The 15,175-nt window shown below is 32.9% G+C and carries 17 protein-coding genes; 6 read left to right on the forward strand and 11 right to left on the reverse strand.

All coding sequences use genetic code 11. The annotated features are described in order from the left end of the window. Positions 1-60: 60 nt before the first annotated feature. Together MY1_RS06255 and MY1_RS06260 are read left to right on the forward strand one after the other, a co-directional pair. Entirely contained in the window at positions 61-348 is a 288-nt protein-coding gene (locus tag MY1_RS06255; RefSeq protein WP_007551007.1) for a hypothetical protein, read from the forward strand. A 2-nt stretch (positions 349-350) separates the two neighbouring features. After that, on the forward strand, positions 351-842 hold the full coding sequence (locus tag MY1_RS06260) for a hypothetical protein (protein WP_007551008.1): 492 nt from the start codon (positions 351-353) through the stop codon (positions 840-842). Between the two features lie 2 nt (positions 843-844). On the opposite strand, the gene MY1_RS06265 is transcribed toward MY1_RS06260, so the two are convergent. Continuing rightward, entirely contained in the window at positions 845-1,300 is a 456-nt protein-coding gene (locus MY1_RS06265) for a hypothetical protein (protein WP_081470654.1), read from the reverse strand. Between the two features lie 75 nt (positions 1,301-1,375). Here MY1_RS06265 and MY1_RS06270 point away from each other — a divergent pair, with 75 nt between their 5' ends. Beyond that, entirely contained in the window at positions 1,376-1,660 is a 285-nt protein-coding gene (locus tag MY1_RS06270) for a hypothetical protein (RefSeq protein ID WP_007551011.1), read from the forward strand. 211 nt (positions 1,661-1,871) lie between these two features. After that, positions 1,872-2,192, forward strand: a complete 321-nt coding sequence (locus tag MY1_RS06275; RefSeq protein WP_007551012.1) for a hypothetical protein — start codon at positions 1,872-1,874, stop codon at positions 2,190-2,192. On the opposite strand, the gene MY1_RS06280 is transcribed toward MY1_RS06275, so the two are convergent. The 6 genes from MY1_RS06280 to MY1_RS06305 form a co-directional block, all read right to left on the reverse strand. Next, a complete protein-coding gene (locus MY1_RS06280; RefSeq protein WP_007551013.1) occupies positions 2,189-4,216 on the reverse strand; it encodes a thioredoxin domain-containing protein in 2,028 nt (675 codons plus the stop codon). The genes MY1_RS06275 and MY1_RS06280 overlap by 4 nt on opposite strands. Positions 4,217-4,254: 38 nt before the next feature. Next, positions 4,255-4,491, reverse strand: coding sequence for a hypothetical protein (locus tag MY1_RS06285; protein ID WP_007551014.1), 237 nt, complete (start codon positions 4,489-4,491; stop codon positions 4,255-4,257). Between the two features lie 106 nt (positions 4,492-4,597). After that, positions 4,598-6,007, reverse strand: coding sequence for a PQQ-dependent sugar dehydrogenase (locus tag MY1_RS06290; RefSeq protein WP_007551015.1), 1,410 nt, complete (start codon positions 6,005-6,007; stop codon positions 4,598-4,600). 389 nt (positions 6,008-6,396) lie between these two features. Beyond that, entirely contained in the window at positions 6,397-6,750 is a 354-nt protein-coding gene (locus MY1_RS06295) for a hypothetical protein (protein WP_048109901.1), read from the reverse strand. 89 nt (positions 6,751-6,839) lie between these two features. Then, on the reverse strand, positions 6,840-8,333 hold the full coding sequence (locus MY1_RS09410; protein WP_007551019.1) for a HAMP domain-containing sensor histidine kinase: 1,494 nt from the start codon (positions 8,331-8,333) through the stop codon (positions 6,840-6,842). A 158-nt stretch (positions 8,334-8,491) separates the two neighbouring features. Then, positions 8,492-10,072 carry an MBL fold metallo-hydrolase gene (locus tag MY1_RS06305; protein ID WP_007551020.1) on the reverse strand — a complete coding sequence of 527 codons (1,581 nt, stop codon included), beginning with the start codon at positions 10,070-10,072 and terminating at the stop codon, positions 8,492-8,494. 50 nt (positions 10,073-10,122) lie between these two features. Here MY1_RS06305 and MY1_RS06310 point away from each other — a divergent pair, with 50 nt between their 5' ends. Beyond that, positions 10,123-10,482, forward strand: coding sequence for a hypothetical protein (locus MY1_RS06310; RefSeq protein ID WP_007551022.1), 360 nt, complete (start codon positions 10,123-10,125; stop codon positions 10,480-10,482). 87 nt (positions 10,483-10,569) lie between these two features. On the opposite strand, the gene MY1_RS06315 is transcribed toward MY1_RS06310, so the two are convergent. From MY1_RS06315 to MY1_RS06330, 4 genes are all read right to left on the reverse strand, one after another. Further along, entirely contained in the window at positions 10,570-11,301 is a 732-nt protein-coding gene (locus MY1_RS06315) for a CbtA family protein (protein ID WP_007551023.1), read from the reverse strand. Between the two features lie 6 nt (positions 11,302-11,307). Next, the gene (locus MY1_RS06320) at positions 11,308-11,523 is read right to left on the reverse strand and encodes a CbtB domain-containing protein (protein WP_007551024.1); all 216 of its coding nucleotides are present in this window, start codon (positions 11,521-11,523) and stop codon (positions 11,308-11,310) included. A gap of 451 nt (positions 11,524-11,974) precedes the next feature. Beyond that, positions 11,975-13,087, reverse strand: a complete 1,113-nt coding sequence (locus MY1_RS06325) for a PEFG-CTERM sorting domain-containing protein (protein WP_237698810.1) — start codon at positions 13,085-13,087, stop codon at positions 11,975-11,977. Between the two features lie 271 nt (positions 13,088-13,358). After that, positions 13,359-13,673 carry a hypothetical protein gene (locus tag MY1_RS06330; protein WP_007551027.1) on the reverse strand — a complete coding sequence of 105 codons (315 nt, stop codon included), beginning with the start codon at positions 13,671-13,673 and terminating at the stop codon, positions 13,359-13,361. 356 nt (positions 13,674-14,029) lie between these two features. Here MY1_RS06330 and MY1_RS06335 point away from each other — a divergent pair, with 356 nt between their 5' ends. After that, positions 14,030-15,166, forward strand: a complete 1,137-nt coding sequence (locus MY1_RS06335; protein ID WP_048109904.1) for a hypothetical protein — start codon at positions 14,030-14,032, stop codon at positions 15,164-15,166. Positions 15,167-15,175 lie beyond the last annotated feature (9 nt).

The raw sequence follows: 15,175 nt of genomic DNA on the forward strand, positions 1-15,175 counted from the left end.
ACCACCACCTACCAGATAACAGAATAATTGTTATAGGAGATAATTCAGGTAAATTTCAAAATGGAGAAAATTGACTATGAAGGAATTGTATGGGCAATTAATCACAATAATCCAGAACCACTAGTGGAACACGCTATTCATACATTAGTGATGCATGGAGTGAAAAAAGAAGATATTCAATTAACAGATGCTCCAGACAATGTCAAAGTTGGAGCTATTGTAGTTGAGATTTGGCCATATCATCTAGATGTTGCTAGAGTAAGAACAATTAGAAATGAATCTTTTATCAGCGGTACAGTTATGACTATTGAGCTAAAATTAGACGGCGAAGGAAACTATACAGATTAGTTTTGAAAAAAGCAAAGAAACAAAACATAATCATTGCGTCAATTGCGATTATCATCGTAAGCGCAATAGTTGCATACAATTATTCATATGATCAAACAAGACAAAAGGGTTTCAAATTTGGAAATGAACTTCAACAGATTCAAGAAGAAGTAAAACAAGCTCAAATTCAATTTGACTCAAAGATTACACAGTGGAAAGAGGGGGATTTGAGTTTAGAAGAATTGCTGAATTACTCTGAAATACATTTGAATGATATGCAAAATGAGATTTTAAAATATGACAAACTAAATCCGCCAGATCAATTTGCACCATCAGTAGAATTATTCAAGCTTTCAACACAAGCACAACTAGATAGTGATAAAGAATTCATAGAATGGATAAAAACTAATGATGAGTCTCACAGTATTAGATCGGATTCATTATTACAAGAATCATTTGAATATGAAATGCTTGCATTGGGAGAGTTTAATTCAGTCAAAGCAGGATTAAAGTAGAATTATAATAAATTTAATTTCTGTAATAAATCTAAAATTGGCGATATTTCTTTTATAATTTCATTTTTATCCAAAGGTGTTGGTTCTGAGAATTTAATTGGGAATGTAATTGTAAGCATGTCTTGGTCTGTGTGAGATATACGAATAGAATGAACGGTATTGTTTGTTTTTGTAATGAAATCTTTCCATTTTTTTAAATGCTCTCCAACACGATTAATCTGAGTATCCAATTCATCAATATCAATATCCAAATCAGAGTCAAACAATCCAAATTTTACAAGAGGAATCATCATCAATCCTCCTGAAATTTTATCATGATTTTTTAGCATTTGTGAGATAATTTCTACAGAATTTTCTTTGGGATAAATAACTCCATAATCAGGATCAAAATATCCTGCTACAAGTTTCTTTGAATCTAAAATTCGAAAATATTCATCATCTAAATCTAATTTCCACAACAACTAGTCAATAATACATAATTAAATAAACAGTTTACCAATGACAGTTAAATAAACAAGGTGAAGATAAAAAACATGACAATTTCCAAAGAAAATAAAACATTCATCGATAGTTTAATTGATTATTACATCAGTGAAGCAGAATCATACAGACAAATTGCAGAGAACTTTGTACCAGAGGTAGAATCAGTTCCAGATACAGCATTTGGAATTATTACTGGATGTGTATATTCAGGATTTTTGCAGGCATATCAAAATCAGCAACTTACACCAGGATTAGAAGACATGAACGAGTTTAATCAAATCATAAAAAAACGTGCCCCGCTAATCAAAAAGGCACTACTTGGACCCGTAAAATAGGAAAATAAGCCAAAAGATACTCCTGAAAAATCAGACACATAGTTTGGAAATCACAGCTAAAGTTTAATTTGATTTTATAATACCAAAATGCATGAAGGTAGATGGAAGTAAAATCATTTTTGGGATGGGAGTATCATCAGCAGTAGTGATGGTAATAGTAGTGCTTTATTTTGCAATACGTTGATAAATCAATTTTTCTATAAATAACATATTGTCAGCAACAGACGAGTTTAAAATTACACAAATTGTGGATAATGGGCAAGTAGTACAATTAACATTGATTGAAAATGTGTCAACTGAGCCAATTTCTCAAAAACAAATGATCATAGACAATGTTTCAAAGAGACTAGATGCCGAAACAAAAGAGCAGGTCATGCCATTATTAGAAGCAATATTGCAAGCTCAGCCAACAGTTAACATTAGAAGTTATCAACAAACACAAATTACAATAGGTATGCCAAAATCAAGATATGAAAAAATGGGCAGACCGCAAGTTGGAAGTGTACTTGGAATAGATATAAAAAAAATCTAAAGGTTTGATTTTATATCGCTTATAGTCGCCAAAGGTAACGAACAAGTAAAATCCTTACAAACAAAGACAGATGTTTTATCACTGTAGGATTTTCCTGCAAAAAATGGGAATTTAGATAGATTTTCTAGTTGAGATTTATTGTTAATTGATACCATAATTGATTCAGGTAAAAATTTAGAGTAAAGGAAATTACAAATTTCTGAATTCTCAGAGTTGATAATTGTAATTTCAGTTGGATGTTGCATGAAAATGTAAATTGTATTTAGCAGATAGCCAAAGCCAAATGGATTTTCAGCTGCAATTTGAGCCTGAGATTCCATTATTTGAGTTGCAATTTTTAAGAATTTTTCTTCTTGTGTAAGATGATACAATCGCAACATTACAAAACATGAAACTGAGTTACCAGATGGCAATGACAAATCATAATTGCTCTTTGGTCGGATGATTAATTTTTCATGATCATCAGATGTCATAAAAAAGCTGCTACTCTCAGGATCCCAAAAGTGATCAACCAAATGATGTCCTAGTTTAACTGCCAAATTCAGATATTTTGCTTCAGGTTCAATCTCAAAGACGTCAAGTAATGCGTTTGCAAAATAAGAGTAATCTTCCAAATAACCATCTATTTTTGCCACATTGTTTTTGTAAGTTCGTAATAATTTAGTATCATCAAGTAGTTTTGTTTCAATAAATGAGACACAGTTTTTTGCAGCATCCAAATATTTTGTTTCTCCAGTTACACGGTACCCTTTAGCAAATGCTGTGATCATCAATGCATTCCACGAAGTGAGTACTTTATCATCCAGTCCAGGAGGAACTCGTTTGGAACGAACATTCAATAATTTTTCAGAGCAACGTACAAGAATTTCTTTGATTTTTTCTTCAGGCATTCCAAAATGAAATGCTACTGCAGAGATGTTGATGTTATTACACAAAATGCTGTTTCCTTCCCAATTACCGCCATCAGTAACATCATAGTACAAACAAAATATCTCAGCATCATCACCAAGTATCTCTTTTATCTCACTTTTCTTCCATACGTAGAATTTTCCTTCTACACCTTCTGAATCAGCATCGTATGCAGAATAAAATCCACCTTCTTTTGAAGTCATTTCTCTTAAGACAAATCCCAAAGTCTTGTGAAGAACTTCAAGATAGAATTGGTCTTGGGTAATCTGATAGGCTTCAGCATAATTTACTGGGATTAAGGCATTATCGTAAAGCATCTTTTCAAAATGAGGAACAAGCCATTTTGCATCAGTAGAGTATCTATGAAATCCTCCACCTATCTGGTCAAAGATGCCGCCTTTGGCCATTTTATTTAGAGTTTTGAGCGCAAATTCATTAAATTTTGATAGTCCTGTAAGTTTTGCATATCTGAACAAAAATGAAACATTAGCTGCGTTTGGAAATTTTGGCGCAGAACCAAATCCACCATATGCTGCATCACCAAGCTGAAATAAATTCATTGCAGCTTCATCAAGAATAACTTTTTCTAGTTTAGATGGAATTTTTACAGTCTCTGCTTTTTGTAATGCGGATAGAAAGTTATCAGCAGACTTTTCAATGTCTTTTGGTTTTTCTTTCCAAGCTTGTGCTAGTTGTCTTGTAATACTTCCAAAACCTGGACGACCGTAAGAGTCCAAAACTGGAAAATAAGTTCCAACGTAAAATGGCTTTTGATCAGGAGTTAGAAAAATACTAAGAGGCCATCCACCCTGACCGGTTGCTATCTGACAAACTTTTTGATATATATCATCAAGGTCCGGTCTTTCTTCTCTGTCAACTTTGATGTTTACAAAATTTTCATTCATGAATTTTGCAACTTCGTCATTTTCAAATGATTCGTGTGCCATCACATGACACCAGTGACAAGCACTATACCCTACACTAAGAAATATGGGTTTGTTTTCATCTTTAGCTTTTTTTAGAGACTCATCATTCCAAGCATACCAGTCTACTGGGTTTTCTGCATGTTGTAATAAATATGGACTGGTTTCATGAATTAGATGATTTTTTGCCATGATTAATCAAGTTCCTTTTGTTATTTGTATCTAATTGACTAGTAAAAGATGCCTTTGCCTTCTTCTAATTCATAAATTCGTGTATTGATTTTGTTCAATAGTTTTTGTTTTGATTTTTGGGCTTTTTTGTCATGACTGTAATCTTTTTTTTCAAGTAATTCTTGCAATCGCTTTAATTGATCTAGTGTTAGTTTTTTAAAGTCATTTTTAGATCTTGAAACAATTTGGAGTAGAGTTACTCGTTCACGGTCATCAGCAGATATATCATCAGTCAATGATTGTTAGATGATTAGGATCTTTATTTTTCTAATGAATGAGACAGGCTCACAGGGACTCACCTACCATTTTGGGGATGAAAATGGACGCAGATAGGCATGAAAATTAAATTCGTTTTTTAATTTGCCACACAGTAATTGCAGGTGCTACGAAATACATTCCTACATTTAGCAGAATCAAAGAGATTCCATATCCTAGCATTTTAGCTTCTGAATCCACATCCACATAATTTAGAATTGATAGGCTAGAGATCATTGGAGTAAGCATGAGTTTAACTGCTTCTTTGAATATTGGATTTTCTCTCTCCAAGTCTGCCACAGTTGGGCTAAACGAATAGTAGAATTGATTGAATGCACTCATAAATGATGTACCTGATGTTGTTTGGAGCAAAGAGTTGTCTCGTAGTTCACGTAATTGTTGTATTTGTGGTGCTAATTCAGAACCATATGTGGCAGTAGCAATTAAACAACCACCACCATTATCTGAAACGGTAGAATTTGTAATTGTTTGAGCAGGAAGTATTCTATAGATGGCTCCTTCACTCAATGACACCACATATAGAAAACCATCAGGGCCTCTTTCAATATCAGTTACACACCCAAATCCAGTACCAATTATAATTTCATCCAAAGACTCATCTTTGTTTACTACATTATCTTGAAGAAATGAATTGGTAAATTCAAAACCATTACGATTTTCATTTAATTCAAATTTATAGAGATTTCCTGTATTACAATCTCCTACAAAAAGAGAATTATCATAATTATTGATTTCTTGAAATTTTGCAAAATCTAATCCAGTTGGTGCTACAGATTGTTCCCAAGAGAATTTTGGATCATCGTAAATGTAATCTTCGTATCCTGGAAGACTAGCAAGTTCAGATTCAGTTGCAGGGCCCATAATGACTATCCAACCACTGTTAAACTTCTCTGGAATCAAATTAATTTCATCAAAATTATCATCTCCATTTTCAGTAGCCCATAAATTTCCTGTAACAGGGTCTACTGCTAAACCAAAGCTATTTCGTATGCCCATAGCAAAATAAGGATTTTCTCCCTCTAATTGCAAAATTACCCCATTATCTTTCAGATCAAGATCATCACCTTCTAACCAATCTAGAGGTTTATTTTGAAGAAGACCATATCCTAATGTATCACCAATTACTGCATAGACTTGTTCATCTAATCCTACAACCATTGCACCGCCATTATGAGAAATGTTTGATGGTAGTTCTTTTAGTAATTCTGGATTTATCAAATAATCTCCAGTCCATTCATATTTGTAAATTCTATTTCCTAGAGATTCTCCTCCATCTTCATTTGCTTCTGTGTAATAGAGGTATACTGTTGACCCAACGCTAGTTATTCCCAACATTCCTTTTTCTCCATCTGGATCAACATTTACATCAAGCACAGGCTCGTCTTGTAAAACTCCGTCTTGAATTAAACGAACTACTCCATCACTTTTTTGTAAAATTAGAATGTCATCTTCAACAAAGGTCATTGTAGTAATCATACAACAGAGATCTGAAACATATTTTTCAACAACTAAGTCCTGTACATTTAGTGATGGTTCTGCAAATGTTTCACCAAGTGTAGTCGTACCAAGGAATACCAACACTAGAAGGAAAAAAATGAATCTCATAGATATTAAAAATTGGAACAACTAATAAAAGAATTATTAATTTTGTGCCTAAATTCCTGTTTTAGAAATACAAAGCGAATCCATAGAGGTCTGAACCATTTTTGCAGAATGAAAAAAATTCTTTTTGTAAAAATTAAAAATTCATTCTTTTTTGGGCCCAGCCCCCAAATTGGGTACAAAAATGGGCCCACAGGAGATCATCCCCATTATGAGGAATAAAATGGGCACAAATAGGTATTGAAAAGTTTGATTTTCATTTTCTAATTACTCGGTCTGATCTTATCACGTACTTTGTTTTTTATTGATTCATTTTCGTTAAAAGATAGTATTATTCTCTTATAGAATCCGTTTTTGAGCTCAATATTAAGAAACGAGTTGTTTCTTGTAGTATACCAAAATTCCCATCCTCTGTTTGTAAAATAAGTTCCAGCTTTAATTAGTCCTGGAAAACATGTTCCAGGAATTCGAAGTTCTTTAAATGATTGTTTTGGAACATCGGTATGAATGAAGTATATGTTATTCAGTGGAATAACAAATGAACCATGCACCCCCAGTATTTTTTCTACAATGTTGAATTTTATCCGCACACTATCATCATCTACAATAATTTGCATTCTATTATTTTAAAAAAAGATCGTAATAAAAAATCATTCTGATTCCACATTACAATGATTAAGCCATATTTTAGGATGAAAATAAATTTTCAAATAGTAGGCAGTTGAATATGAATTTCAGAGCCTTTATCCAAACCATTTGATTCTGCCCAAATTTTGCCATTATGATTTTCTATGATAATCTTAGATAATGACAAACCTATGCCTGTTCCTCCATGCTCTCTAGTTAATGTGGTGTCTACTTGATAATACTTTACAAATATTTTGTCTATGTTTTCTTTTGAAATTCCCATTCCGTTGTCTTTGATAATAATGTGAACATTATTTTTAATTCTGTTTGTTATTATCTCAATTTTTCCTTGTTGCTTTGGGCAAAAATCAATTGCATTACTTAATACGTTGATAATGACCTGACTCATTCTATCTTTATCACAATTGCACATTAGATTTTTTTCAAGAGATTCTATAATTGTAATTTTTTTCTTACTAAATTCATCTTTTAACATATCTATAGCAAACATGACAATTAAAGACATATCATTTATTTCCATATTGAATTTCAATTGATTGGTCCCCATTCTATTAATGTCAAGAATATCAGTGACCATATTTTGCATCCTTACACAGTTATTTTTTATCTTCAATAATCGTTCTATTTGATTTTGATTTAAATCTCCAAAGTGTTTTGATAAAAGTAAATCCACATATCCAATTATTGGAACCAGTGGAGTTTTTAATTCATGTGTGATCATGGCTGAAAAATCATTTTTCATGATATCAATTTTATTCAGCTCTATCACCATCGTCTTAAAATCCTGTATCAATTCCTTTATCTCATCTGGCCCACGTACTGGAATGTTAACATCAAAATTCCCTGCAGCAATCAGTTTTACAGATTTTTTTAAATCACTTATTGGTGCGGATAATCTTTTTGAAAAAAATATTCCCAGTAAAATAGACAGAGACACCAGAATTGGAAAAATGATTTCTAATACAATTGTACCTTCTTTTGTCACTCTATCTATGTTTGAAGATAGTAGTAGGGATGTATTTTCTAATGATCTAATACCATCATTATATTCTAAATCATTATTTTTTGAGTGAATCTTCAATGAATCTGTGTAATGGGATTTTAGATTTGTGTATTCATCACTTTCCAAAAGTGATATGGCTTGTTTGTATTCTCCATCATCGGTTAATCTTATTGCTTCTTTTTCCATGTTAACAAGTTCAATATTTATTTTATTTAATTCAAAAAAAACGCTATTGTTTGCATCACTATATGGTTCTTTGATCAGTTTATCCAGTACAGGTTCAATTTGAAGATACCTTGATTTCCATTTTTCATCATGAGTAAAAGCATAATTTCTGGCTGATTGTGTTAAAACTTCATCATAATACATTATCAATCGGTCATTTTCTAAAACTGATGCTTTTGTTTTAAAATCCTCGATTGATTCTGGCACCGCAGTTTTTAGTGAATCTATAATCGTAACAAACTGATATAATGAAATTACCCCTATGACTCCAGATATTGCAGCAATTACAAGAAATCCCAGGATTAAACTTTGTGAAAATTGCATATGAAATTATGATCATATTCATTGATGAAACAATCAATGTAAAATTATGATATAATTGGTTAACGATAGTATACTTTTATTATAGAATTTTTTGATTCTATAGATAATTCCACACCTATCCTTTGAAAAATAAATGGTTCAATTTTTTGTAAATTTACTCACGGTTTCTCATTGAGATAATCTATCATTGCATTACAATGATCAGCCATGAAGGTCTCAAGATTTCCTAGCTTTCCTTCCCATTGATTTATGGTAGTTTGGGCACAATTTCCAGTAGGATCATTTGAAGCTAGAGCATTTTTGGCATTTTCCATAACACTTTCTGCAAATTGCTTGTTTGTTTTAATATCATCTTTAGTTGCAAGCAAATTGGTATGGCCAGAAATTAAAACGTCAAAATCAAATGAGTCTAAAACATCATGTGTTTTCAGATACAAATCAATGTCAGGAGTAACACCAAATGCTCTATACGGTGGTTCACCTGGACGCATCAAGTCAACGAGCATTGCAACTTTTTGTTGAGGAGCTAAAATCAAAATATCCCCATTAGAGTGGAAATTTCCAAGATAGTGCAACTCTAGCGTCTGTTCTCCAACGGTTAGAGAATACATTGAATCATCAAACGTTACAGATGGTATTGGTCTAGTGCCGTTTTCTTGTTTTAAAACATCTGCCGTTTGTTTGTGTGAAACATATGTAATATCTGGTGAAAATATCTGATCTACTGCGCCAGTGTGATCTGCATGAGAATGTGAATAAATCATATGAGTTATTGGTTCTGAAGTCACATCTTTAATTGCATCAAGATATTTTTCTCCAATAGGCTGTGGTGCATCAACTACAACTACACCTTGTCCTGTTGTAACAAACATTGTCTGATAACCGCTACCAACTAACCAGTACACATTGTTAGCAATCTCTGTTACAAAGTATCTCTTTTCTCCAATAACTACAGGGTTGATAGTGTAATCAAGAGTGCTTTCAAATATTCCTGCAGGGGGTTCTACACATTCGCCTTTATGGTCCATGGCAACATGTTCTGCATTAAGAGCACACATGTTTCCATAGATCTTTGCATCCATTCCACATACAGGATCATACTCTAATGTACATGCAACAATTGGTTTTTCAACATACCATCCTCGTTCTTTTAGCTTGTTAACTGACTCATGATTAACACATACGGGAGATATGTCATGTTTGAAGATTAATTCTAAAGGTTCGGCACAGATCACGCTACCTGCAGGAATTCCTGCGTTGCCCTGCTGTAATGGTCTCAGGTAAGGTTGTTTTATTCCATCCATAACACAGACTTTTCCAGCATAGATGCCAGGTCCACATCTATCATTTAATACACAAATTTTACCAAGTGAAACAAATCCAGGAGCACATAGATTTTTGTAAGGTACATGTCTTGACGAAGATTTTTCTTCGATTATTTTTACTAGTTCATATTTTTTGCTTGAAGCATCAGCTGGAGGATTTGCTACATCGGTTACTTTAACAGAGAGTTTGTATGAGTTTCCATCTACAAAATCAAATCCTGTGATTTTATCGTAAAAATTAGTCCATTCTGATTTTTCATCATCTCTTATTTGCATGCATTTTTGTGGGCCAACTCCAACACAATCAACCAAATTTGGGCCAACAAAGATGGTTTTTATTTCTTCAGCATATGATAGCGGAATTGAAAATACAAAAAATACAGACAGTACGATTAATGGAATCGTAGATTTCACAATAAATTACAATTAAGATCATTTTTATCTTTAACGTTTTGAGATTGTTTATGAATAAAATAATTCCTATCGGAATAGGATGCGTAGCTGTTGGGATTATTATGACGATGATTTTTTCAGGAGATACCAAACCAATTCCTCCTGTAACACAGCACGATTTACGAATACTAATTGATCAATGGATGAAAAACCCAGATAAAGATGACAGAAGTCAACGCCTAGAAATAATGAAGGCATACTATACTTTTGAAGAATCAGGTCAGAAATTATCAGACGACCAAGAAGGCAGAGTGATGTTAAACCAGATTAGAAAAATGGTTAGCTTTGATATTCCAAAAACAGAACTTGATCAAATGAAACAAGAGATTCGTGATGAACTAAGACAATTAGGATTCAAAATAGAATCTTGAGTCATAAATGAGAATACTAGCAAAAGACAGTTTGAATCGTTATTGGAAAAATGGACGCAGACAGACATGAAATTTAAAAATTACAAACTAATATTTTTCTAGTTTAATTTGAGAATCAGGTCGAAATTTGCTCCAAAATATGCCTAAAATAGTAGCTACAGATACCCAAAATACACTAACTGCAATAACAGACATTGTTCTAAAGTCATTTACCAATTCCATAGGTGCAGATATTTCATCAGGATTTGGAGGCATCACTACAAACACTATGCTGATAAAAATTGTATATCCAACAAAGGCAACAATCTTTTTTTGTGATTGTAATTTTTTGTATAATTGATAAAATCCCACTGCACCAAAACTAGAGATTGTGATAAATGAAAGATATAGAATTGATCTCAGTATTACAGTTTCAGGGTCACCTACTGTTGGTGGATTTGCAGGATATTTCAAAAACGGTATAAAGTAAATTGCTAGCCACATTATTGCCGCAAGTGTAAATGTTTTTTTCAGATCAGTTCTTCCAGGTAATGAACTTCTAGAATATGCGTAAACAAGTCCAAACAACGCACCAATGGATGTTCCCAAAATTGCTCCAGCTAAAACCTGTCCACCTTTTTGCCAGTATCGATATGAATCAAATTCTGCTCTAAATTCAGGAGTGTCTTTTTCTTCACCCGATGCAAATAGATGTTGATTTTCAATTCCAATTGCCGTGTCAAGATAGGGTTCAACAAGTATCAAATTTGCAACACCATGTATGGTACCTGCAAGAGCACCTGAAATCAAAACAATTGCAAGAAATAAAGCTGTTTTCATATCATCTTAATGGCACGGGAATCCCGCTGCATGTCTCATGTCGTGAGTTAATTCATGAATGTAAAGATCCTCAAATGCTTGGTTACCTAAAACAATGCTAAACAAATGTCCTTGATCGTAACCTACAAGGAATAATCCAAATGCAAAAACAATTGCCAAAATTGCAACTGAAAGAATAGGAACATTAGATTTTGAAACTATAATTTCTTTTGATTGCGACATGAATCATGTGATTTTGCACCACGTACTTAAACGGTTGGATGGTTTATCCAATTAATATACTCTAGGCATGAAAATAATATGAACGTATGAAAAAATACAATTATTCTACATTCATGGAATTAACAAATAGAATCACAATCAGATTTAAAATATAAAATACATTTTAAAATTTGTGATTCTGGTCATAACAAAAATATGCAGTCATTGCGATAATGTTTATTCACATTTCACAAAAAAATCAAATGCATGCCCTAAATGCAGAATTCAATATGACGTGTAGGGGAATTTGTGAGAGACACCGTGTTGAAAAAACAGATACACAGACAACACTAAAAGATGTACTTCATGTAATGTATACTTGACATATGACGGAATAAAATGTCCTTGCTGCAGCACACAATTACGTTCTAAGTGAAAGTCAAAATTTCGTAATTAGTGATAAAGTAAAAATCTAAAATCGTGGGATCATTTTGGTTTTTGCAGTTACTGCAATTATTGAAATGATTGCAATTGCTAGAATCATCATTGCAACTGTACCAAACTCTGGAACTGATACTTGTACAATATCCATGTCTGAGATAATTGTATCAATTTTTTGATTGACTTCAGATGAAGAGGCACCGGTTTTAATCATGTCTCTTAGTTCTATTCGCATATTGGTTTCAACTTTTTCCATAAGTTCTTGCTGTCCTGCTTGCACTAGTGGAGCCTCCAAGAATTCAAAGTTATCAAGATATGCTTTGGTAGCAAGACTAAGTGCTAAATCGGTATTTCCATTGGCATATTCGGTCTTGGCTTGGGTAAGTAGACTTTTGATTGTATCAACGTAAACTATTAAGTCTGCATCTTCGCTTTCTAGTCCAAGTATTTCATCAATCTCATGAATAATTCCTCCTGAGATTGTTTCAACATCTTCTGGGTCTGCTCTGTTATCATATGCATTCCATAAACCAGTGTAAAGTTCTTCAATCGCTTCTACCTCATGTTCAGGCAAATCAGACTTTACCTCATCAAAGATTTGCTGTGATCTCCAGACAAATGCAGAGCCATCCTGAAACTCTGCCATCTCACCTATCACACCGTCAGATACTGCTTCATGATACTCTGCAATTGAGGTTTGTAGTAATATTTTCATCAAGTTAATTTTAAAATCAGGATCATTACTTAATTCAGAGCCTACAACTGTTTGTCGTGCAATGGATACTACCTCTTTTGCATCATCAATTGCTTGCTGTGCTTGATCGCGAGATACAGTAGTGGTTGCTTTTTGTCCAAGATTCATCAAAATGGTTTGGACTTGAGAGTCAAGTACTGGATCAGATGCTTGCAGTATTGGCTTCATTGAGTCATATAGTTCGGCTACTGGGTGTGTTGCATGAACCAATGCAAGTTCTGCATTCTTTTCATCAAGATTCTGTTCTAATGCCCAAAAATGGCCTAGTGTTTCTTCAAGGGACGATGCAAAAGAGAGCTTGTCTTGGTCTGATTCTGCAAAAATTAATGGTGAAGTAGAAATCATAAAAACAGCAAAAACAAAAGATATGGCAGTTATGTTATTCAACAAAAATTTACACGATAAATAAATGATTTAAATGGTTTGCACATTATGTGATATTGTTCTATAATCATAGAATAGATATTTGAAAAAATTACAAATTATCTAAGCAAATTAAAATCAGTTTTTTAATGAAGATGTGTTTGTGATCTTCTTTTTGTTTACAACGCTTACACAAAGTAGACACTATCAAATTGCATTTTGAGCATTTATCAAACTCGTCAACTTCACAACCACAAATCCTACACAGTTTATTGTTCATAAGAGAAAAAACATTCTGTCAATGTGACAGAATTGAGAGTAATGGCATAGCATCCCACTGTAACATGTGATAATCAAGTATTCCTGAGCATATCTTGCCATATTTTTCATAAAATATTTTTGCCTCTTGTGCAGTTCCCTCAAATACAGCCATACTTGTCTTGTTGTCACTAAATGCGCCAGACCACATAATTTTTCCATTTGCATGCCAATCATCAATTAATTCGCTAATTAATGGAGTGATTTTTTCCAAGTCATGCATGTTAGTTGCGTCCTTGAAACTACTGACTAAAACCCAAGGGATTTTTTGATCAGTCATGTTTGTTTGTTCCATGAAATAAATACCCCAAAATAGAATTTATCATTATAGATTATTCCATCAATCTATTTTACATTAACATAACACGAGTTTGATTTCAAAGCATAGAATAACTTTAGATAACATTCTGTATTTTTAATAACATTTGCAACACTAGAATAGTGTGATGTGTGTGATTTTTTATTGTATGCACTGCACATATTCTGACCAAGAGACCATTAACCAAAAAACTTGTTTTGCTTCATCCACGTGCTTCAGGATCTAGTTGCTATTGGCATTACAAGTCGTCTTAGTTGGTTAATGGTCTCAATTTTTTAACGAAAATTTATAATTCCAACAGAGATTAGACAAGACCAAATATTTTATTCTAAATGGATGAAAAAACAGTTCGAGTTCCATCAAATTGGTTTGATACTCCTGTACTAAAATTTTTATTAAAAACCATTACTGTTCATTACGTATTTTACTTTAAATGCAAAAAAGTCCATTTAAGATCATTGCAAAAGACATTGTCTATATTTGGACTAGCTGCCATGCTGTTTATTGGAATAATTTCTCTTGCAATAGCAGAATCTAATGAGCAACTTATTTTAGATAATACAGCACAATCAGTTGAAATTCCTAAATGGATTAAAGATAATGCAAAGAACCATTCAATTCAAAACAACTCTAAACAAGACATCATCTCATTGCTTGAGAATTTATCAAACATTGGAATGATAAAAAATATCGCGCATATTCAAATGCAGATCTATGATATACCACCTAAAGGTAAAATGGATTTTGTAAGTATCTCTGGAAATGTAAATGAGCATGGAAGATCAGGATTTGTGACATTAGAGATACAAAAACCAGATAATACAAAAGAAATTCTACGTACACCCGTATTGGAAACTGGTTTGTATTCTACAGTTTTTTCAATTAATGATCAATCACAAAAAGGAACATATCGAGTGGTATCTGAATTTAATGGCAAACAACTTTTTGTAAGCTATTTCTCTATTGCAGATAATGTTAATGACTCCAAAAGAATTCCATCATGGTTTGTTACTACTTTTCACTGGTGGATTGACGACAAAATAACTGATGCAGAATTCATTCAGAATATTCAATATCTTATAGATAACAAAATCCTAATTATTTTTATAAATAGTCAAGCCACTCCAGAACTAGAACTTTCTGTGGATGGTCAACATTTGGTTCGAAGAGGTACAACTCACACCATAACATCGCATATCACTTACGGAGAGAAACCCGTTGAAGGTGCAAGAGTAACGTTGACAATAGAAGATTATGATGAAGACATAATTCGAGAATTCAATGGATTTTCTAATAATTATGGAGAGTTTGTTTTCTCATGGGAGATTCCTAAAAAATATGACGACCTTGAAACTCTACTTGCATATGTAAGTGTGACCTACGAGGATTCATCTGTGACAAAATTATTTAAATTTCAAGTATATTGTATGCCTAGCGAATCTAATTGCAAGATTGATGGAAATAGATGACATGCGATT

Origin of the sequence: Nitrosarchaeum koreense MY1, assembly GCF_000220175.1 — an archaeon.
GTDB lineage: Archaea > Thermoproteota > Nitrososphaeria > Nitrososphaerales > Nitrosopumilaceae > Nitrosarchaeum > Nitrosarchaeum koreense.

Bases quoted from the DNA above. Each gene is read 5' to 3' on its own strand.
- MY1_RS06255 (WP_007551007.1), top strand. From the start codon at position 61: ATGGAGAAAATTGACTATGAAGGAATTGTATGGGCAATTAATCACAAT.
- MY1_RS06270 (WP_007551011.1), top strand. From the start codon at position 1,376: ATGACAATTTCCAAAGAAAATAAAACATTCATCGATAGTTTAATTGAT.
- MY1_RS06280 (WP_007551013.1), bottom strand. From the start codon at position 4,216: ATGGCAAAAAATCATCTAATTCATGAAACCAGTCCATATTTATTACAA.
- MY1_RS06290 (WP_007551015.1), bottom strand. From the start codon at position 6,007: ATGATTACTACAATGACCTTTGTTGAAGATGACATTCTAATTTTACAA.
- MY1_RS06295 (WP_048109901.1), bottom strand. From the start codon at position 6,750: ATGCAAATTATTGTAGATGATGATAGTGTGCGGATAAAATTCAACATT.
- MY1_RS09410 (WP_007551019.1), bottom strand. From the start codon at position 8,333: ATGCAATTTTCACAAAGTTTAATCCTGGGATTTCTTGTAATTGCTGCA.
- MY1_RS06310 (WP_007551022.1), top strand. From the start codon at position 10,123: ATGAATAAAATAATTCCTATCGGAATAGGATGCGTAGCTGTTGGGATT.
- MY1_RS06315 (WP_007551023.1), bottom strand. From the start codon at position 11,301: ATGAAAACAGCTTTATTTCTTGCAATTGTTTTGATTTCAGGTGCTCTT.
- MY1_RS06320 (WP_007551024.1), bottom strand. From the start codon at position 11,523: ATGTCGCAATCAAAAGAAATTATAGTTTCAAAATCTAATGTTCCTATT.
- MY1_RS06330 (WP_007551027.1), bottom strand. From the start codon at position 13,673: ATGGAACAAACAAACATGACTGATCAAAAAATCCCTTGGGTTTTAGTC.
- MY1_RS06335 (WP_048109904.1), top strand. From the start codon at position 14,030: ATGGATGAAAAAACAGTTCGAGTTCCATCAAATTGGTTTGATACTCCT.